15 protein-coding genes and 1 riboswitch are annotated in these 18514 nt (G+C 71.7%); of the genes, 8 read left to right on the top strand and 7 right to left on the bottom strand.

Annotated elements, in window-relative coordinates:
- Nucleotides 1–11 precede the first annotated feature (11 nt).
- On the top strand, nucleotides 12–404 hold the full coding sequence (locus tag ACGFK0_RS05240; protein ID WP_392900400.1) for a (deoxy)nucleoside triphosphate pyrophosphohydrolase: 393 nt from the start codon (nucleotides 12–14) through the stop codon (nucleotides 402–404).
- 284 nt (nucleotides 405–688) lie between these two features.
- Here ACGFK0_RS05240 and ACGFK0_RS05245 read toward each other — a convergent pair whose 3' ends face one another.
- Entirely contained in the window at nucleotides 689–1702 is a 1014-nt protein-coding gene (locus tag ACGFK0_RS05245) for an NlpC/P60 family protein (RefSeq protein ID WP_392900403.1), read from the bottom strand.
- A gap of 7 nt (nucleotides 1703–1709) precedes the next feature.
- A riboswitch (cyclic di-AMP (ydaO/yuaA leader) is annotated at nucleotides 1710–1844 on the bottom strand.
- A gap of 192 nt (nucleotides 1845–2036) precedes the next feature.
- Between ACGFK0_RS05245 and typA the strand changes: the two genes are divergently transcribed.
- Nucleotides 2037–3890, top strand: coding sequence for a translational GTPase TypA (gene typA, locus ACGFK0_RS05250; protein ID WP_392900405.1), 1854 nt, complete (start codon nucleotides 2037–2039; stop codon nucleotides 3888–3890).
- Between the two features lie 139 nt (nucleotides 3891–4029).
- Here typA and ACGFK0_RS05255 read toward each other — a convergent pair whose 3' ends face one another.
- Nucleotides 4030–4515 carry an FHA domain-containing protein gene (locus ACGFK0_RS05255; RefSeq protein WP_392900408.1) on the bottom strand — a complete coding sequence of 162 codons (486 nt, stop codon included), beginning with the start codon at nucleotides 4513–4515 and terminating at the stop codon, nucleotides 4030–4032.
- Here ACGFK0_RS05255 and ACGFK0_RS05260 point away from each other — a divergent pair.
- The gene (locus ACGFK0_RS05260; protein ID WP_392900411.1) at nucleotides 4501–5451 is read left to right on the top strand and encodes a hypothetical protein; all 951 of its coding nucleotides are present in this window, start codon (nucleotides 4501–4503) and stop codon (nucleotides 5449–5451) included. The genes ACGFK0_RS05255 and ACGFK0_RS05260 overlap by 15 nt on opposite strands.
- On the opposite strand, the gene ACGFK0_RS05265 is transcribed toward ACGFK0_RS05260, so the two are convergent.
- The 5 genes from ACGFK0_RS05265 to ACGFK0_RS05285 all read right to left on the bottom strand — a co-directional run bounded on the left by ACGFK0_RS05265 (nucleotide 5355) and on the right by ACGFK0_RS05285 (nucleotide 12137).
- On the bottom strand, nucleotides 5355–6104 hold the full coding sequence (locus ACGFK0_RS05265; protein WP_392900414.1) for a 4Fe-4S single cluster domain-containing protein: 750 nt from the start codon (nucleotides 6102–6104) through the stop codon (nucleotides 5355–5357). The two genes, ACGFK0_RS05260 and ACGFK0_RS05265, sit on opposite strands and share 97 nt — an antisense overlap.
- The gene (locus ACGFK0_RS05270; protein WP_392900417.1) at nucleotides 6101–8032 is read right to left on the bottom strand and encodes an AAA family ATPase; all 1932 of its coding nucleotides are present in this window, start codon (nucleotides 8030–8032) and stop codon (nucleotides 6101–6103) included. The genes ACGFK0_RS05265 and ACGFK0_RS05270 overlap by 4 nt, the downstream gene beginning before the upstream one ends.
- 104 nt (nucleotides 8033–8136) lie before the next feature.
- The gene (locus ACGFK0_RS05275; RefSeq protein ID WP_392900420.1) at nucleotides 8137–9279 is read right to left on the bottom strand and encodes a response regulator receiver protein; all 1143 of its coding nucleotides are present in this window, start codon (nucleotides 9277–9279) and stop codon (nucleotides 8137–8139) included.
- Nucleotides 9276–11633: a protein kinase gene (locus ACGFK0_RS05280; protein ID WP_392900423.1), complete on the bottom strand. Its 2358-nt coding sequence runs from the start codon at nucleotides 11631–11633 to the stop codon at nucleotides 9276–9278. The genes ACGFK0_RS05275 and ACGFK0_RS05280 overlap by 4 nt, the downstream gene beginning before the upstream one ends.
- A 12-nt stretch (nucleotides 11634–11645) precedes the next feature.
- The gene (locus ACGFK0_RS05285; protein WP_392900426.1) at nucleotides 11646–12137 is read right to left on the bottom strand and encodes a DUF4282 domain-containing protein; all 492 of its coding nucleotides are present in this window, start codon (nucleotides 12135–12137) and stop codon (nucleotides 11646–11648) included.
- 709 nt (nucleotides 12138–12846) lie between these two features.
- Here ACGFK0_RS05285 and ACGFK0_RS05290 point away from each other — a divergent pair.
- The 5 genes from ACGFK0_RS05290 to ACGFK0_RS05310 all read left to right on the top strand — a co-directional run bounded on the left by ACGFK0_RS05290 (nucleotide 12847) and on the right by ACGFK0_RS05310 (nucleotide 18512).
- Nucleotides 12847–14448, top strand: coding sequence for a hypothetical protein (locus tag ACGFK0_RS05290; RefSeq protein ID WP_392900429.1), 1602 nt, complete (start codon nucleotides 12847–12849; stop codon nucleotides 14446–14448).
- A gap of 68 nt (nucleotides 14449–14516) precedes the next feature.
- Complete coding sequence (gene cpaB / locus ACGFK0_RS05295) at nucleotides 14517–15191, top strand: Flp pilus assembly protein CpaB (protein ID WP_392900432.1); 675 nt, start codon at nucleotides 14517–14519, stop codon at nucleotides 15189–15191.
- Between the two features lie 7 nt (nucleotides 15192–15198).
- The gene (locus ACGFK0_RS05300; protein ID WP_392900435.1) at nucleotides 15199–16779 is read left to right on the top strand and encodes a CpaE family protein; all 1581 of its coding nucleotides are present in this window, start codon (nucleotides 15199–15201) and stop codon (nucleotides 16777–16779) included.
- Between the two features lie 5 nt (nucleotides 16780–16784).
- The gene (locus ACGFK0_RS05305; RefSeq protein ID WP_392900438.1) at nucleotides 16785–17165 is read left to right on the top strand and encodes a TadE/TadG family type IV pilus assembly protein; all 381 of its coding nucleotides are present in this window, start codon (nucleotides 16785–16787) and stop codon (nucleotides 17163–17165) included.
- 3 nt (nucleotides 17166–17168) lie between these two features.
- Entirely contained in the window at nucleotides 17169–18512 is a 1344-nt protein-coding gene (locus tag ACGFK0_RS05310; RefSeq protein WP_392900441.1) for a CpaF family protein, read from the top strand.
- Nucleotides 18513–18514: the final 2 nt, after the last annotated feature.

Consider the following 18514-nt stretch of genomic DNA (forward strand, 5'->3'; position numbering starts at 1 on the left):
AAGAGGAGCCGGTGGCGAACGATCTCGTGGTGGTCGGGGCGGCGATCATTTCCGACGGGCGGTTGCTGAGCGCCCAGCGTGCCGAGCCGCCGCACATGGCGGGCGGCTGGGAGCTGCCCGGCGGGAAGGTCGACCCGGGCGAGACGGACGAGGACGCGCTGGTGCGCGAGTGCCACGAGGAGCTCGCCATCAAGATCCGGTTGAAAGACCGGATCGGCGGCGACTGGCGGCTCAGCGGGCAGGCCGTGCTCCGGGTGTGGACGGCGCAGATCACCGAGGGCGAACCGCAGGCCCTGGAACACCTGGCGCTCCGCTGGCTGTCCCCGGACGAGCTGTACGACGTCGCCTGGCTCCCCGGCGACCTCCCCGTAATCGACGCCCTCGCCCACCAGGGCCTCACCTGAGACGGCCCGCCGCAGAAGCAAGACGCCCGCCGTCCGAAGGGGCGGACGACCCCGGCCCCCACCCCGACCCCGCGACGACCCAAACCGTCGCGATCGCGTCCGAAGGCAGGCTTCGAGCGAAGCAAGAAACCTGATCGCGCAGCGAGCCGCAAGGCGAGCCGGAGCGATGCAGCGATCGCACGCAGTGCCCGCCGAAGGGAGGGCCCTCCAGGGCCCGACCGCCAAGGGCACTGCAAAAAAAGGACGAGGGCTTCCCGCCGCGCCGCGGGAAGCCCCCGACGTTCTCAGGAGATGCGATTCGCGCCGGCGTAGTCGGAGCGGTCGGACATCTTGGAGATCTTCACCACATCACCGGTCTGCGGGGCGTGCAGGTACTTGCCGTCGCTGAGGTAGATGCCCATGTGGTGGAGGCTGCCGCCGAAGTAGACCAGGTCGCCGGAGCGGAGCTGGTTCCGGGGGACCTTGGAACCGAGTCCGTACAGGGCGCCGGTGTAGTGCGGCAGCCCGCGCTTGCCGATCTGGGCGTACGCCCAGACGACGAGCCCTGAGCAGTCGAAGCTGTTCGGCCCGGCGGCGGCCCACACGTACGGCGAGCCGAGTTTGGTGAGCGCCTTGCGGGCCATGTCGGCCGGCGCACCCGATCCCTTCACGGTCGCGCGCAGGCCGCTGCGGGGGTCGCTGACCCGGGTGGTGGTCAGCTTGTCCAGCCGCTTCGTGACCTCGGCGACCTTCTGCCTGGCCGCTTCGCGGGCCTTCTCGGCGTCCGCGGCGGCCTTCTCGACCTGCGCCTTCTTCGCCTCGGCGGTGCGCTGCGCGGTCTCGGCCTGCTCGATCTGCTTCTGCAGCGCCTGGACGGTGGTGATCTGGCTCTGGGTCAGGTAGGCGCGTTCGGCCAGCCCTTCGGCCGAGCCGTCGGCACCGAAGATCACGTCGGGGGCGCCGGTCATGTAGTTCGCGGCCGCCATCCGTCCGAGCCGCTCGCGGGCGGGGGTGGCCTGGGCGCGCAACGCCGCGGCCTCCTTGGCGGCGGCCTGCTCGGCCTTCTTGGCCTTGCCCAGGTCGACGCGGGTCTTGTTGTACTTCTCGGTGAGGATCTCGGCCTCTTCGTTCAGCGCGTCGAGGCTTTTGCGCAGCCCCTCCTCCGTCGTCGGAGTGGGGGTCGGGGAGGTCGCGGCGGCGAGCTGGAACGGCGACGTGGCGTGGGCGGCGACGGGCGCGGTGGCGCCGAGGCCGATCAGGAGCATCGTGGCCGTGGCGGCGGGCGTGACGCGCCGCCACCGTCGGGGGGCCGGTGCCAAGCCGGTGTTCTCCTCTCCTCGCGCGCCTACCGGGTTAGCTGACGGGTTCGGGCCAGGAGTCGCCCTACGACGTGTGTCGATTCACCCCAGGGACCTGGGTCCCCGGCTCTCCCGTTCGCGGGAGATTCGGCGCTCCGGTCGCAGCCCCGGGGAGAGGGGGCCTCGGACGACCGGATCTCGGAAAGATTACAAAGAACGAGCAAAGTTGGCGAATCGGGGTCCCTGTGACCGGTGGGGAGGCCTTCGCCGAACGGGTTGCGGGCACGGGCAAGTAGAATGGCCGATGCCGTGTTCTGCGGCGGATCCCGAACTCTCACCCCAAGGCGAGCCCCGCATGCCCATCACCACGCGCGATGACCTCCGGAACGTCGCGATCGTCGCCCACGTCGACCACGGAAAGACGACGCTGGTCGACGCCATGCTCTGGCAGTCCGGGGCCTTCCGGGAGAACCAGACCGTCGACGACCGCGTGATGGACTCCGACGATCTGGAGCGCGAGAAGGGGATCACCATTCTCGCCAAGAACACCGCCGTGCGGCACAACGGGCTGACGATCAACATCATCGACACCCCGGGGCACGCGGACTTCGGCGGTGAGGTGGAGCGCGGGCTGTCCATGGTGGACGGCGTCGTCCTGCTGGTGGACGCCAGCGAGGGCCCGCTCCCGCAGACGCGGTTCGTGCTGCGCAAGGCGCTCGCCGCGCGGCTGCCGGTGATCCTGGTCGTGAACAAGACCGACCGTCCCGACGCCCGCATCGACGAGGTCGTGGACGAGACGTACGAGCTGTTCATGGACCTCGACGCCGACGAGGAGCAGATCGACTTCCCGATCGTGTACGCGTCGGGCCGCGCCGGGCGGGCGTCGCTGGACAAGCCCGCCGACGGCGCCATGCCCGGCAGCGACGACCTGGAGCCGCTGTTCAAGGTCATCACCGAGACGATCCCGGCGCCGTCCTTCGACCCGGACGTCCCGCTGCGGGCGCACGTCACCAACCTGGACGCCTCCAGTTACCTCGGCCGCATCGCGCTGTGCCGGGTGCACGCCGGGACGATCAAGAAGGGCCAGCAGGTCGCCTGGTGCCGGCACGACGGCAGCATCGAGCGGGTGAAGATCACCGAGCTGCTGATGACCGACGCGCTCACCCGCAAGCCCGCGCAGGAGGCGGGGCCCGGCGACATCATCGCGATCGCCGGCATCCCCGACATCATGATCGGCGACACCATCGCCGACCCGGACGACCCGCGCCCGCTGCCGCTGATCACCGTGGACGAGCCCGCGATCTCCATGACGGTCGGCACCAACACCGGGCCGATGGCGGGACGGGAGAAGGGCACCAAGGTCACCGCCCGGATGGTCAAGGACCGGCTGGAGCGCGAACTGGTGGGCAACGTGTCCATCAAGGTGCTGCCGACCGAGCGTCCGGACGCGTGGGAGGTGCAGGGCCGCGGCGAGCTGGCCCTGGCGATCCTGGTCGAGAACATGCGCCGCGAGGGCTACGAGCTGACCGTCGGCAAGCCGCAGGTGGTCGTCAAGGTCGTCGACGGCAAGAAGCACGAGCCGGTCGAGCGGCTCACCATCGACATTCCCGAGGAGCACCTCGGCGCCGTGACCCAGCTGCTGGCGGTCCGCAAGGGCCGCATGGAGCAGATGACCAACCACGGCACCGGCTGGATCCGGCTGGAGTTCCTGGTTCCGGCGCGCGCCCTGATCGGGTTCCGCACCGAGTTCATGACCGAGACCCGCGGCACCGGCATGGCGCACCACGTGTTCGAGGCGTACGAGCCCTGGTTCGGCGAGCTGCGCACCCGTCCGTCGGGTTCCCTCGTCGCCGACCGCTCCGGCGCCGCCACCGCGTACGCGATCACGAACCTGCAGGACCGCGGCACGTTCTTCGTCGGGCCGACGACCGAGGTGTACGAGGGCATGATCGTCGGGGAGAACTCCCGGGCCGACGACATGGACGTCAACATCACCAAGGAGAAGAAGCTCACGAACATGCGGTCGTCCACCGGTGACGAGCTGGAGCGGCTCACCCCGCCGCGGCTGCTGTCGCTGGAGGAGGCCCTGGAGTTCTGCCGCGAGGACGAGTGCGTCGAGGTCACCCCGGGCGCCGTCCGCATCCGCAAGGTCGTGCTGGCCGCGAAGGAGCGCGAGCGCACGCGCGCCCGCACCAAGCGCGCCGGCTAGTTCGTCTCCGTCCCTCGGCGCGGCGTCCCTCGGCGCGGCGGTCGCGCAGCACGGCGGTCCGGCGAGGCGACGGGCAGGCGGAAGACAAAGGGCGGCCCCGCGGTCGTGAGAACCGCGGGGCCGCCCTTTGCCGTGCTGCTCAGTTCAGCTGGACGGTCCCGGTGACGTCGGCGGCCAGGCGAAGCTGGTCCCCGTTGCGGAGGGGGGCCTCCACGCCGCGCGGGAGCCGTTCGCCGTTGACGAACGTCCCGTTGGTGGAGCCCTCGTCACGCACCCACGCAGTCCCGGACGGGTCGAGCCACACGGTGGAGTGGCGGCGCGACACGTTGTCGTACTGCGTGAACGTGGCCGCCACCGGCGACTGGCCCGCGTCCCGGCCGAGCACCAGGTGCTGCCCGACGGAGACCTTCAGCTCGCCCGTGGGGAACATCACACGCAGGATGGGCGTGCCCTTCTGCGGCAGCGGGCGCAGGCACGAGTCGCACTGCGCGGCGCCGGGGTTGCTCAGCACCGCCTCGCAGTAGGGGCACATGAACGCCGTGCTGTCCGGGGCCGGTGGACGCTGCTGGCCCTGGTTGTGGTCGGGCGGCAGCAGCGTCGCCTCACGGCCGTGCGGTGGCGGCATCGGCGGCTGTCCGCCGCCGTGCTGCTGAGGCGGCTGGCCGAACTGGTGGTCGGCCGGGCCGGGCTGCGGCACACCGTACTGGTCCTGCTGCTGGTACTGGTCCTGCGGCGGGTACTGCGGCTCTCGCTGCTGGTACTGGTCCTGGGGCGGTGGGAACTGCTGGTCCTGCGGGGGGTACTGCTGCTCCGGCTGCTGGTACTGGTCGGGCATCGGAGGCTGCTGTTGCTGCCCCTGCGGAGGCCCCCACGGGTCTTGCTGCTGCGGTTGCTGCTGGGGCATTCCCCACGGGTCCCCGGGCGCCTGCTGCTGCGGCATCGGCGGCTGGCCGCCGCCATGCTGCGGCTGACCCCCGTGCTGCTGGTTCTGGGGCTGGCCGTGCTGAGCCTGACCGTACTGGGGCTGACCGTGCTGAGCCTGACCGTGCTGAGCCTGACCGTGCTGAGCCTGACCGTGCTGGGGCTGCCCGTGCTGATCGGGAGCCTGGGGCACGGGCGGCGCTCCCCACGGGTCCTGCTGCGGCTGCTGTTGCTGCGGCGGCCCCCACGGGTCCTGCGACTGGCCGGGCGGGCCCGGCGGCTGGTGAGGGGCCTGCTGCTGGGGCGCCTGCTGCTGGTAGGGGTCGTGCTGGGGCGCCTGCTGGTACGGCTGGCCGTGCTGCGGCGGGGCTCCGTACGGCTGGCCGCCCTGCGCCCCCTGCGGCGGGTAGCCCTGCCGCTGCTGGTCGTCGTACCCGCCCGGTGCCTGCCGGTGGGCGCCGCCGCCGGCGCGGGCCAGGTTGGCCCCGCAGCTCATGCACAGCAGGTCTCCCTGCTGGAACGGCTCGTCACAGACAGGACAGTTCAAGGTCGCCATGACACATCCCCCGAGCGCACCCCGGCGCGGTCGAGCCTCGACGTGAGGTGCTCCATGTCACCCCTTCGCGGGATCCCGATGTAGTACACCCGCCTTCCCTCCGGCCCTTCGTCCACGGACACCTGTACTCGGGGCCCTGTTTCATCTCCAGTCTTCCCGATGTCGGCCAGTGCCCCGTACCGTTCGCGTCCCAGTGAGGACAGCGGTACGACGCGCTGGTTAGCCGACCCTCTCCAGAGTAGAGAGCCACCCTCGGGGTGTCGCCCCCCAGGGTTGAGCCGGTCGACGTACGGGCCCGTGATCACGGCATCGCACATGCCCAGGATCTCGCGCGTCTCTCCGATGCGGGCGAGCCGAGAGTAGACATATCCGCTGTAAACCAATATGTCCACCTCAATCGTCTCACGGTCGCGGTCGTCTCGCCACGCGCGGATCCCCCTCAGCAGAGCCGCCAGCGCGCCCGGCTGCTGGAACGGCTCACCACCGGAGACGGTGACCCCATCGACCGGTCCCGGCAGGGAGTCCAGCCAGCCGAGCACCGCCTCGACGGGGACGGCCCTGCCCGGGTCGGCGTCCCACGTGTCCCGCGACAGGCAGCCATGGCAGTGCAGCGTGCACCCCTGCGTCCAGATGCCCGCGCGGGTACCCGGGCCGAGTGTGGTCACCGGATAGTGCGCCTTGGCGAGAAGCAGCGTCTCCTCCGGGCCGCCTCCGGCCACCGGACGGCCGGACGTCACTGGAGATCCAGATGGACGATGCTGCCCTCGCGCCGGATTCCCGTCACGGTGACCTTCTCGTCCGGTACGAGCTCACGGTCGAACAGCGCGCGCGCCAGCGGGTTGACGAAGTGCGACTCCAGCGCCATGCCGATGCCGCGGCCGCCCTTGGCCAGCTCCTCGGTGCACCACCCCCGGAGCGTCTCCAGCGGCTCGCTCTTCACGGCGAGGACGAGCCGGTGCTCGTCGGTCACCCGCCTGCAGATGTTCGCGAACTGCAGGTCGAAGATCTTCTGTGCCGCCTCGCCGGAGATGAAGTCGAACACCACGATGTTGTCGCCGAACCGGTTGAGCAGCTCCGGCCGGTTGAGCACCTCGGTGAAATGGTCGGCGACGGCGCTCTTGATGCGCTGCTCGACCTCCTCGTACGACATTCCCGGTGTGATGTTCTGCACTCTGTCCACCGAGAACCTGTCGGCCGCACCGTGCGCCGGCGCGTCGCGGGTCGTCAGGTCGCGGCCGGGGACGAACATCCCGAGGTTCGAGGTGAAGATCAGGATCGACTCGGAGAAGTGCACGGTGTTGCCGCGCCCGTCGGTGAGCCTGCCGTCCTCCAGGATCTGCAGGAACTTGTCCAGGATCCGCGGGTGCGCCTTCTCGATCTCGTCGAAGAGGATCACCCGGAACGGGTCCTCGCGGACGGCGTTGGTCAGCTCCCCGCCCGCCTCGTGGCCCACGTACCCGGGCGGCGACCCGATCAGCCGGTCGCCGGAGCCCTCGCCGGAGAACTCGCTCATGTCGAACCGGAGATAGGCCGACTCGTCCCCGAAGACCAGCTCGGTGATCGCCTTGGCCAGCTCCGTCTTGCCGGTACCGGTCGGGCCCGCGAAGAACAGCACCCCGCGCGGACGGCTGCCGGACCGGGTCGCCTGCGCGCCCGACAGCCCGAGCACCGCCCGCTTCAGTATGTCGAGGGTCTTGGTGACCGCCTGCGGCTGCCCGATCACCCGATCCGGAACGCGCTTCTCGCCCTCCAGCACGCGGCGCCGCAGGTGGCCGCGGCTCCACGGGTTGTCGAGCACGCCGAGCTTGTAGGTGCGGACCGCGTCCGGCAGATCGGCCAGGTCGACGTTCCGCTCCTTGGCCAGCCGGGTCACCTCGATCATCGACTGGAGGGTGAGCCCGTCGGCCTGCTCGGCGAACGCGTCACACGCCGCCGCGGCCACCTCGTCCGCCCCGACGTCGCTCACCCCGAACGCACGGGCCAGCAGCCGCGCGGTCTCCTGCCGGTCACCGAGATGCGGGCGCGGGATCGTGATCTCGCGGATGGACTCGTTGTCGGTCGTCAGCCACGGCGGCAGGTCACCGGGCCGCTCCACCAGCCACACGATCGGGTTGTAGAGCGGCTTCGGCCGCGGCCCCGTCACCCGGACGGGCCGGGCGCTGCGCGACAGCTTCGCGCAGACGCGGAAGAAGTCGCGTTCGGCGGGCTCCAGATCCGTCGGGCTCCGGGCGATCCGGGACGCCGAGTCGATCACGAACGCGGCGCGGATGTTCTCCTTCGGCCGGGCCACCGCGGCCAGATGCCGGGTCAGCCCCTCCAGCGACGGCTTGTCATCGGCCTTGATCTTGCCGAGCAGCCGCTCGGCCGCCTGGGCCGCATCGTCCGCGCCCACGTCGCCGCCACCCGGATAGACCTGCAGGCCGTCCACCGGGTCGTACACGATCATGCAGTCCGCGCCGCTGGACCGCAGCGTCTCCCACAGAAGCATGCGCAGCGGCAGCAGCCGCGCCACCCCGCCGCCCTCCAGCGGCGGCGCGAGGAAGCTGTCGTACAGGTTGCCCGACAGGACGTACTGGGAGTGCACCGAAAGGGTCGCGTCCAGCTCCCGGATGAACGGCGGCCAGCCCTGCAGCCGCCCCCCGAGCGTCGGCGATTCAATGCTCATGCACACTCCCTCGCGGGGTGACGAACCCCCGCACCCCCCGGTTCACACCGCTCATCCGAAACTCCGCTCCGCTCCGATCACGCCCCCGGGCGTGTTCCGGCACTTCACTTGTGACGCTCCCGGTGGCGTTCGCGTTGGCCCGCACGGCCCCTAGTCTGCCCCGGCCCGGCCGAAACGGGCAGCTCGCGGACCCCGGGCTCCAGCCGCCACGCCACGTCCGAGCGGACCCCGGCGTCCGCCAGCCGGCCCCTGGCGGCCTCGAACGCCTCACACCACTCCTGCTCCCGCTCCACGTCCACCCGCCGGTCGTCCTCGCTCTCCGCGGGCCGCTCGCGCACCATCGACGCCCGCACGTGCGCGGCGTCGTCGACCCGCATCCGCACGCTGTGGTCGGGCCAGCCGCCCTTCGTCAGGGTCAGGGTGCCGTCCTCCGCCGTCAACGTCTCGAACCCGGCCTGGACCTCGTACCCCATGTCCTCGAACGCCGTGGTGATCGAGTCGAGGACGTAGCGGCGCTCGGCCTCCGCCTGCTCGGCGGCGTCGCGTTCGGCGGCCCGGCGCCGCTCCTGCTCCCGGTGCTCCTCGGTGCGGCGGTTGGCGGCCTGGATCCGCAGCCGCACCTCTTGCAGGACGCCCTCGGCCTCCTCCGCCGTCCCGATCCCGGCGAGCAGCCCCGCGGCCTCCGCGACCGCCCGCCGCTCCGCCTCGGCCACGTCGGGCAGCAGCCGCGTCATGATCCTTTCGAGGTCGGTCCGGATGTCGTCCGCCCGGACGTCGTCCTCTGGGGACGGCGGCGGCGCGCTCCGCTCCGTGTCGGCCCGGAGGCCTTCGGCGGGGGCCGTGAAGATCTGCGCGGTGACCTGGGCGGCGAGATGCTCCGACAGGCTCCGTTCGGCCGCGTCCAGGACGGGGTCCGTGGCGGCGCACCAGGCGGTCAGCTCCTCGGCGGACTGCTCGCCGGGCTGGAGCCGCCCGGGAAGCGCCACCTCCGCGCCGATCTTCGCACCGGTCTCGGCGAGCGCCGCGATGCGGGCGTTGCGCTCCACGACCTCGCGCAGGGCCCGCTCGTGGGTCTCGACCTCGGCCAGGGCCGCCGCCCGCGCCTCGGCGCGTCCCGCGGCGAGCGCGGCGAGCGCCTCGGCGCCCCGCCCCGCCAGCCCCGCCCCGCCGCCGAGAACACGGTTCATGCCCAGGCTGAGCACCACCGCGGCGTCCAGGACGACCTCCGCTTCGATCCCGCTGCTCACGAGGTCCCTCCGGTCGTCCGCGCCTGGCGCCATTGGTGCAGCCGGACGCCCGCCCCCACGGCGTGTGCGGCGGGCCCCACGATGAGCAGGAGAAGCCACAGCATGCTCGCGATGGACGACAGCGCCCCGAACAGGAGCAAGAGCAGCAGCAGCGGAATCGTCCCGGCGAGCAGCAGGAACCCGCAACCGCGCCGCCCGGTGCTCTGCGCCGCGCCCGTCATCGTCTGAGACGCCTTCGACAGGCCGCGGCCGCTCGCGCCGAGGAAACCGGAGATCATGGACCACGGCCCCTGGGGCAGATAGTCCGTGCCCTGCGCGCGCGCCAAGAAGACTTCGCTGCCGCAGTGGACCGCCCAGGCGAGCACGGAGAAGACGGCCAGGACGCCGAACGAGACGCCCGAGGACGATTTCTGCAGTCCGACGGAGGCCGTTCCCTCATCGCCGCCGCCGCCGAACAGGGAGCCCACCACCCAGCTTCCGAGTAGCCAGAGGAACAGGAACGGCACCGTCCAGAGCACGGCCCGCGTCACCGCCGAACCGCGTCCGGCGAGCCGCTGCCGTTCCCGCTCCTCCCAATGCGCGCGGAGCGCCTCGTCCCGCTGCCGCGCGGCACTCCGCTCGCGTGCCCGCGCCTCGGTCTCCACGGCGGCCTCGGCCGCGGCGAGCGTCACCGCGAGCAGCCGCAGCGGATCGTCGCCCGCGCCGTCCGCCAGCCACGTGAACCACGGCACCGGCTCGGCGATCGACTCGCGCGCCCGCGCCGCGCCCTCGGCGAGGAGCCGGTGCGTCTCGGCGGGACGCGCGGCCAGGGCGAGCAGCGTGAGCAGGACGGCGGGCGGCTCCTCGGACCCGGCGTCGGGCAGCCGCCTCGCGAGGCCCTGCGGCATCGAGTCCTGGTCGCGCAGCCAGCGCGCCAGATCGTTCCAGGCCGACACATGGGCGCGCCACTGGTCGTCGACCCGGGCCAGGTCCTCCCCGGTCTCGAACCCGGCCAGGACGTGCAGGAGGTGGTGCTCCCAGAGCGCCCGCCCGATGAGGCAGGCGGTGCGATGGTCGGCATGGCGGCGATCGTCGGCGAGGACGGCGAGGCCGGACAGGTCGCCGGCGGTCAGCCGCCGCCCGAGGAAATGCGGGGGGAGTGCCGGATCCAGCCACCGCACCAGATGCAGCAGTTTCACGTCCGGGGGCAGAGCCGTCATGAGGTAGCCGTCGACGAGCCCGATGCGGCCGTCGTCCGGAATCTCCGCGAGCCACTCGCGCAGGCTCCGCCACGCCTCGCCCGACTCTCCGCGGCCGAAGAAGTACTGTGCGGCGTGGTCCCAGTGCTCGACGAGCGCGCGGGCCAGCTCGTCCCGGCGGGTGTAGCGGTGTCCCCTGAACGGGAGGCCGCTGCCCGCCTCCGCTTGGACGCTCTCCTCGGCGACGTGCGGCGAACCGCCGTCCAGCCACTCGCCGACCTGCTCGCCCGTCCACCTTCTGCGCGGGTCGCGGGCCAGCAGGCCCCGGCACAGCAGCCGCAGCCTCGGGTCGCCGACGTCGTCCGCGCTCACCGGACGCGTCGCCAGATGGTCGACCACGACGGTCTCGCTCAGGCCCTCGAAGGGCGCCCGGCCCGTGGCCAGCTCCCGGACGATCATGCCGAGCGACCACCAGTCACGGGCGGGCGACACCTGGCCCGACAGCGACTCGGGCGCCGCGTAGGCCAGCGTCCGCGACGACGACGCGAACACCACGCTCTGGTCGAGCACCTTGCTCAGCCCGAAGTCGGCGATCGCCAGCCGCACCGGCTCGGTGCCCAGCACCAGGACGTTCTCCGGTTTCAGGTCACGATGGACGATGCCCGCCCGGTGCAGCGCCGTCAGCCCCGCCGCGAGCTGCGCCGCGATCTCACCGGCCGTCCCTGCCGGCAGCGGCCCCTCCTGCATCAGCGCCCGCAGATTGCCGTCCGGCGCGTACGCGGCGACCTCGTAGTCGCGCCCGTCCGCATGCCCGGTCTCCAGGATCCGCAGCACGTGCGGTGATTCCAGCGCGGGCAGCTTGGCCCACACCTCCCGGTCGGCGTTGTACCCGCGGCGGAAGATCTTCGCCACGTACTCGTCGCCCCGCGCGTCCCGCACCAGCAGCAGATCCGACTCGGCGCCCTGCACCGGCAGCTCCGCGACCGCCTCGTAGCGCTCGCCGAGCACCGCGGGGAGCCGCATCAGCGAACCGCCGGCGGCCTCCCCGTCCCGCCACGTCTCCGAGGCCGGGCGCGGCCCGGGCACGCGCGACTCGCGCCGCGTCGCTCCGGCGTCGCGCCGCGTGTCCCGTGGTGGGGGACCGCCACCGGGCCCGGTCCCGTCGAACTCGCCCACCGTCGGCTCCGTCTAGTCCTTGTCCTTGATGGCCCGCAGATACTCGCTGATCTTGAACTGGTTGATCATGAACTCCATGAAGATCCGGACCGCCAGCAGCTGGAGCACCCACAGGAACGGAGCCGCGACGAGCAGCAGGAGCGCGAGGAACGTCGCGCCCTGTGCGAGCCACGCCAGCCCGTACCCCGCCACGGAGAGCGCCACCAGGGTGATCAGGGCCAGCGCGATCACGTAGACGATCTTGATGAGCCTGGTGGTGATCATGTGGTCGAAATTCATGTCGAACAACGCCGCGAACACGCCCTTGTCCGTCGGATCACGCGGGGGAGGCGTCCAGCCCTGCTGCTGGTCCTGCGGCCCGTACGCCGGGCCGGGCGGCCGGGGGCCGGGGATCCCGCCCGGCTGCTGCGGCTGGGGCGGCGGGCCGTACTGGCCACCCGGGCCCCCCGGCTGCTCGGGCGCCGGCGGGCGCTGTGGGTAACCGGGGTCGGGTGGGTTCGTCATCTCCGTCGCTCCAGTCTGGGGCCGCCTACAAGGAGACTCTAGAGCCTGCGCCCGGCCCCGCGCCGGAACGAGCCGCGCGGCGACGGCGTCCACGGAGACCGGGGTTCCCGGCCCCCGCATCAAGAGCCCCAGCCGCACACCCCGCACGCTCTGTCACTGGCACACGGCGGGACGCGACCGCCCCACCTGCACCATAGTGGTCCACTATTCAATTAATTGTGGCGAGAACTTCGCTGTGTGCTCACGTCCAGGGCCCTGGGACCTATTTTCTTGGCCGACTGTGGACTTCTGCCTGAATGTTGATCATTTCCGCCCGTTCCGGGACAATGCTCTGGGGTTGTGTCACTCCCGGGAGGTGACCGTGGACGTCAGGTACCTGCCGCTGGTGACCGAGAGAGCCCGCGGACGCCGTCCCCCGACTGCTCCGGCCTGTCCCGCGCCCGGCATCTCCCCAGGCCACGTGGCCGCATCGAGATTCCTCGAACTTGTTGCCGGGCGAGTGGAACCGGGGGAATGCGGACGCCATCGAAGAATGCGGTGCCACGGTTCAATTGCGATTCGCCCGCGGAAGGGGTAATCGCTTGAGTCGTGACAACCGCGGTGACTAACGTCAGCGTACCCGCAACCGGAAAGCGGTCGCGGGTGATCGTCCGCTGTGGAGAACAGGAGGGGGCGGCCCGGTGAGGCCCGAGAATGAGCCGAGGCGCCCGTGACAGCGGTCGTACTCGCCGGTGACTTTCCGAGCACGGGCATCCTGCAGGCCACCGAGGCCCAGCGGTTCGGCCTGGGGGGCGGCGGCGACGTGCCGCCCGCCTTCATCGATCACATGGCGTACGCGCTCGGCCACCGGGACGCGGTCCTGGTGATCTACCCGTCGTGGAAGGGCGCGGAGGCGCGCCGGCTGGTCAGGCTGGCCCGCTCCGCCCTGCTCACCGACCGCATCGCCGGCATGCCGCTCGACGTTCCCCCGCTCGCACTCTCGCTGATAGCCGACCAGCTGACGTTCGCGTCCTCCTACGCCCGGCCCGGAGTTCTCGCGAGCCTCGCCCCGCGACTGTGCGAGAGCGTCTACGCCGGGGCCTGGGTGAACAGTGTCGCCCGCCTGGAGCACATCAAGACCGGACTCGCGGCGCATGTGTCGTCCTATCTGCCGGGCAACGGTTTCTCGGTGTCGGCGGGGCCCCGGCCCGCGGTCCACCGCATCACCTCGGCCAAGCCCGCCCCCGAGCCGCCCTCGCGCCCGGCCGATCCCGTGCTGATGCTGTTCAGCCACGAGAACGGCGATGTCGACTGGCTTCAGCACAAGCTGAGTCCGGCGATCGCGGCGGTTTCGATGACCCCGGTCGCCGCGCAGCCGATGAGCGCCGAATACTGGGGCGCCAAGAAATACGCCGAGTTCGTGGCCTTCAGCGGGCACCCGCAGGCGCTGCAGGGGCTGCTCGCCGGAGCCGACTACCGGCCCTGCGGATGGTGCGGCGAGCCGACCGCCCTCCCCGAGTGCCCGTTCTGCTTCATGGTCCAGCGGGGCGACGATCACGCGTCCGCCGCCCAGCCCTCCCGTGGCCGGCCGCAGCCGCCGAGCCCTCAGCCGCCGAGCCCTCAGCAGCCGGGTCCTCAGCAGCCGGGCCCGCACTCCCACCCCGTCCAGCCGCAGCCCGTTCAGGCGCCGGCCGTGCAACCGCAGCCTGTTCAGGCGCCGGCCGCCCGGCCTCAGCCGCCCGCGCCGCAGGTCCCCCCGCGGGAAGGCACCCGGCCGGAGTACCCGGAGGCCCCGCCGACGCGACCGCAGATCCCGCAGCCACAGGAGGGCGCGCCCCAGCGGCCCCAGTGGCCGCGTTCCCTGCACCCGCACGACCCGCACACGGTCACGCCCGTCTCGGAGGCGGAGGAGGCGCCGGCGCCGCCGACGCGCCGGGAACCCGTCCTGGCGGCACCGGTCCGGACGCGCGCACAGACACCGCCGAACTCATGGGGCAACGCCTCACCCGACCATCCGGCCCCGCCGGATCACCCCGCCACGCCCGAATCCCGCCGGACCGGCGACGAGGTCCCGTCCGCCGGTCCCTCCGAACCCGAAGACCCCACGGACACTCCCGAACCCGCCGAACCCGCCGAACCCGCCGATGCCGAGGCCGACACCGGCGAGGCGCCCCCGTCCGAGGGCGCGTCGTCCATCGGGCGCCTCCTCAACGGTGCCGCCTCCAGGCAGGCGGAACCACCCGACCCCGAGCGGATGTCCCGGACGGCGCCGGACGACGACGACTGGCCGCGCGCCGACACCGTCACGTTCCGTCCGCAGCACCCCCGCTAAGCCTCCCGACCCCCGGACCAGAGAAACGGAGTCCCATGAACCCGCGCCAGCGTCGTGGAGTTCTGCTGATGATCTTGGCTGCGCTCGGCGCCGTTGCCGTATTCGTCAGCATCATCGGTTACGTCGGGTCCGTTCGGGCCGAGGTCGGCGTGAAGACCGACGTGCTCAAGCTCAAACGGCCTATCGAGGCGTTCACCCCGATCACCGGGGACGATCTCGAACGCATCCGGGTACCGAAGAAGTGGTCACCGGACACGATGGTCACCGATGTCGCGCAACTCGAGGGCAAGGTCGCCGCGGCCGACCTCCCGGCCGGGTCCCACCTGCAGACCGGCATGCTCGTCCCCGGCCCCACGCTGCAGCCCGGCCAGCGCGAGATCGCCATCATGATCGACGCCGAGACGGGGGTGGCCGGCAAGGTCCACGAGGGCATGCCCGTCGACATCTACGCGACCTACCAGAAGCAGGACGGCAACAAGCAGCAGTCCTGCGCGGCGCGGATCGTCCGGGCGGCCCGGGTCATCCAGATCGGCCAGGAGACCAAGGTCAAGGACGACCGGAACTCCTCCGCGACCCAGTCGCAGGTGCCGATGACGTTCGCGCTCAGCGCCGCGGACAGCCTGAAGCTCACCCGCGAGGAGAGCTTCGCGAACAAGATCAGGCTCGCGCTCATCGGCGGATCGGGGACCGGCGTGGACGGCGTCAAGCTGCCCCCGGTCTGCGAGACGATCCCGGCGAGGTGAACCCGCGATGACCATCCAAGTCCTGCTCGGCATCGAGGACCGCGACCTCGCCGCCTCACTGACCGGCCAGTTCCGCGAGCTGGCCGACATCAAGGTCATCGCGGTGGAGACGACGTCCAGCCATCTGGCGAGCACGGTCACGACCGTCCCGCAACTGGACGTCGTGCTGGTGCATCAGGGCCTCGGGCCGCTGCCGGCGCTCGACCTGATCCGCGACATGGTGGTCCGCCAGCCGCAGCTCGCCGTCATCCTGATCGCCGACGAGGCGACCGCGGAGACGCTGTCGGGGGCGATGGCGGCCGGCGCCCGCGGGGTCATCTCGAACGAGCCGACCCTGTCGGAGCTGCAGAACCGCGTCCACCAGGCGTCGGAGTGGTCGCGCACCATGCGGCGGCATTTCACCTCCGCGGAGGCGCCGGGGCAGGGCGGCCGGCTGGCGCGGCTGGTGACCCTGTGCGGGGCGAAGGGCGGCGTCGGCACGACCACCCTGGCGATCCACCTCGCGATCGCGGCGTCCAGCGCGGGGCAGACGGTCTGCCTGATCGACATGGACCTGCAGAACGGCGACATCCCGGGCTATCTGGACGTCCAGCACCGGCACAGCATCGCCGACCTCGCCGCGGCGGCCGGCGACCTGGACGGGGCGGTGGTCGCCGAGGCGCTGTTCGTCCACCCGTCGGGACCGCACCTGCTGCTGGCGCCCGGGCAGGGCGAGGACGCCGAGGAGATCTCCGCGCGGGCCGTGCGGCAGATCCTCACGGTCGTCCGGTCCCGGTACGACGTGGTGATCGTGGACGGCGGCACGCACGTCGCCGACGCCAACGCGATGGCGGTGGAACTCGCGGACGAGGCGGTCATCGTCGCCACGCCGGACGTGCCGTCGCTGCGGTCCGCGCGGCGGCTGGCGCGGATGTTCGCGCGGCTCGCGATCCGCAAGGAGGAGGACATGAGCGTCCTGCTCACGCGGCACGACAAGCGCAACGAGATCCAGCCCGACCTGGCGCGCAAGATGGTCGGCTCCCCGCTGCGCGGCGTGGTGGTGCCGGCGGTGTTCCGGGCGCTGGAGGAGGCCGCGAACACCGGCTCGCCGACGGCGGTGAAGAACTCCGACTTCCGCAAGGCGGTCGGCAGGGCCGCCGCCGACCTGGGCCTGCTCGGCACAGTGCCGCAGCCGGAGGCCGTTCCGCAACCGCCCCCGCAGAAGCAGGGCGACGCGGGCGCGGTCGCGGTGGAGTTCGCCGGGATCCTCCCGCTCATCGCGCTCGTCTTCCTGCTGGTGTGGCAGGTCGTCCTGATCGGGCTGACCTCCACCTACTCCAGCCACGCCGCGAACGAGGCGGCCCGCGCGGTGGCGGTGATCGGCTACGACCAGCGCGACACCCCGGAGGCCAGGGCCAACCGGGAGGAGGTGCGGCGCCGCGCGATCAGCCGTATCAAGGGCGACTGGAAGGACCGCGAGCATCTGACGATCAATGTCGTGAACGGCTACGCCGTCGTCACCATCGACACCCCGATCCTCATCCCGGGGCTGCGCAGCTCGTGGGGGATCGAGACCAGAACCAAGATCGTTGACGAGGGTTCGGAGTGAGGGGCATGGCGGCGCGCGGTTCCCGGCGCCGGCGCGACAGGGGAGCGGTGGCGCTGGAGTTCGCGGGCTCGGTGCCCATCGCGTTCTTCATCATCTTCCTCTCCTTCCAGGCCTACATCTCCTTCACCACGGTGTCGCGCGTGGAGAACATCGCCCGCACCGGGGCCCGCGAGGCCAGCCAGCGGTACGAGCCGGGACTGTGCGTCGCGTACGCCAACAGCGTCCGGCCCGCATGGCTGAACGATTACAAGATCGAGGGCGGAACCACCACGGTGGACGGCGCCGACGCCGTCTACTGCCACGTGGAGGCGAAGCTCCCGCTCCTCTTCAAGGGCGTGCCCTTGGACTACACCGTGAAGCGCACCGTCACGATGCCGCTGGGGTGAGCGATGGCACTCAAGGATCGCCTCGAAGACGACCGGTCGGCCAACGACCGGACCAGTAAGAACACCGTCCAGCACTGGCGCCAGCGGCTGCTGGAGGAGATCAACCTCGACGAGATGGCGCGCCTGACGATGGCGCAGCGGCGTGCCCGGCTGGAGAAGGTCGTCGGGCTGCTGGTGACGCGGGAGGGGCCCGTCCTCGCCGCCGGGGAGCGGGCCAACCTGATCCGCCGGGTGGTGGACGAGGCGCTCGGCCTCGGCGTGCTGGAACCGCTGCTCGCCGACCCGAACGTCACCGAGATCATGGTGAACGGCCCCGACTCGATCTTCGTGGAGCGGGCCGGCCGGGTGCACCGGCTGGACACCGGGTTCGCCAGCGAGGAGCAGCTCTACCAGACCATCGACCGGATCGTCGCGCAGGTCAACCGGCGTGTGGACGAGTCGAGCCCGATGGTGGACGCGCGCCTGCCGACCGGCGAGCGGGTCAACGTCATCGTGCCGCCGCTGTCGCTCGTCGGCCCGATCCTGACGATCCGGCGCTTCCCCCGCGCGTACTCGGTCGAGGAACTGGTCGGCATGGGGTCGATGGACCAGGCCAGCGGCATGCTGCTGGCCGCGTTCGTCCGGGCCCGGCTCAACCTGGTCATCTCGGGCGGTACGGGCACGGGGAAGACGACGATGCTGAACGCGCTGTCGGCGTTCGTTCCGGACCACGAGCGCATCATCACGATCGAGGACTCCGCGGAGCTCCAGCTGAAGCAGGAGCACATCATCCCGCTCGAATCGCGCCCGGCCAACATCGAGGGCAAGGGCGCGATCACGATCCGCGACCTGGTCCGCAACGCGCTGCGCATGCGTCCGGACCGCATCATCGTCGGTGAGGTCCGCGGTGGCGAGACGCTCGACATGCTCCAGGCGATGAACACCGGCCATGACGGTTCGCTGGTGACGGTGCACGCCAACTCGACCGAGGACACCGTGCACCGCCTCCAGACGCTGGCGAGCATGAGCGACGTCAAGCTGCCGTTCGAGGCGATCCGCGACCAGATCGCGAGCGCCGTCGACGCGGTGGTCCAGCTGAGCCGGGGCCCGGACGGGTCCCGCCGGATCACGGAGGTCGCGGTGGTGGACCCGGCCCGGCGGGAGGCGTCCGCGCTGTGCCCCGTCATGCGGTTCGAGTCGGAGCCGATCGGCCCGAACCGCGAGGTCCGGGGCGTGTTCCGGCCGCTGCCGCTGCCGGACGCGCTGCTCACCAGGCTGTTCCACGCGGGCGAGAGCGTCCCGCCGGCGTTCGCCCATCGCGTGAGCGGCGGCGGGACGAACGGCCACGGGCCGCGGGTGGGCCCATGAGC

This window comes from Spirillospora sp. NPDC048823, from assembly GCF_043198445.1.
GTDB lineage: Bacteria > Actinomycetota > Actinomycetes > Streptosporangiales > Streptosporangiaceae > Spirillospora.

Bases quoted from the DNA above. Each gene is read 5' to 3' on its own strand.
- typA (WP_392900405.1), top strand. From the start codon at position 2,037: ATGCCCATCACCACGCGCGATGACCTCCGGAACGTCGCGATCGTCGCC.
- ACGFK0_RS05255 (WP_392900408.1), bottom strand. From the start codon at position 4,515: ATGCCGCCACCGCACGGCCGTGAGGCGACGCTGCTGCCGCCCGACCAC.
- ACGFK0_RS05270 (WP_392900417.1), bottom strand. From the start codon at position 8,032: ATGAGCATTGAATCGCCGACGCTCGGGGGGCGGCTGCAGGGCTGGCCG.
- ACGFK0_RS05285 (WP_392900426.1), bottom strand. From the start codon at position 12,137: ATGACGAACCCACCCGACCCCGGTTACCCACAGCGCCCGCCGGCGCCC.
- cpaB (WP_392900432.1), top strand. From the start codon at position 14,517: ATGATCTTGGCTGCGCTCGGCGCCGTTGCCGTATTCGTCAGCATCATC.
- ACGFK0_RS05300 (WP_392900435.1), top strand. From the start codon at position 15,199: ATGACCATCCAAGTCCTGCTCGGCATCGAGGACCGCGACCTCGCCGCC.
- ACGFK0_RS05305 (WP_392900438.1), top strand. From the start codon at position 16,785: ATGGCGGCGCGCGGTTCCCGGCGCCGGCGCGACAGGGGAGCGGTGGCG.
- ACGFK0_RS05310 (WP_392900441.1), top strand. From the start codon at position 17,169: ATGGCACTCAAGGATCGCCTCGAAGACGACCGGTCGGCCAACGACCGG.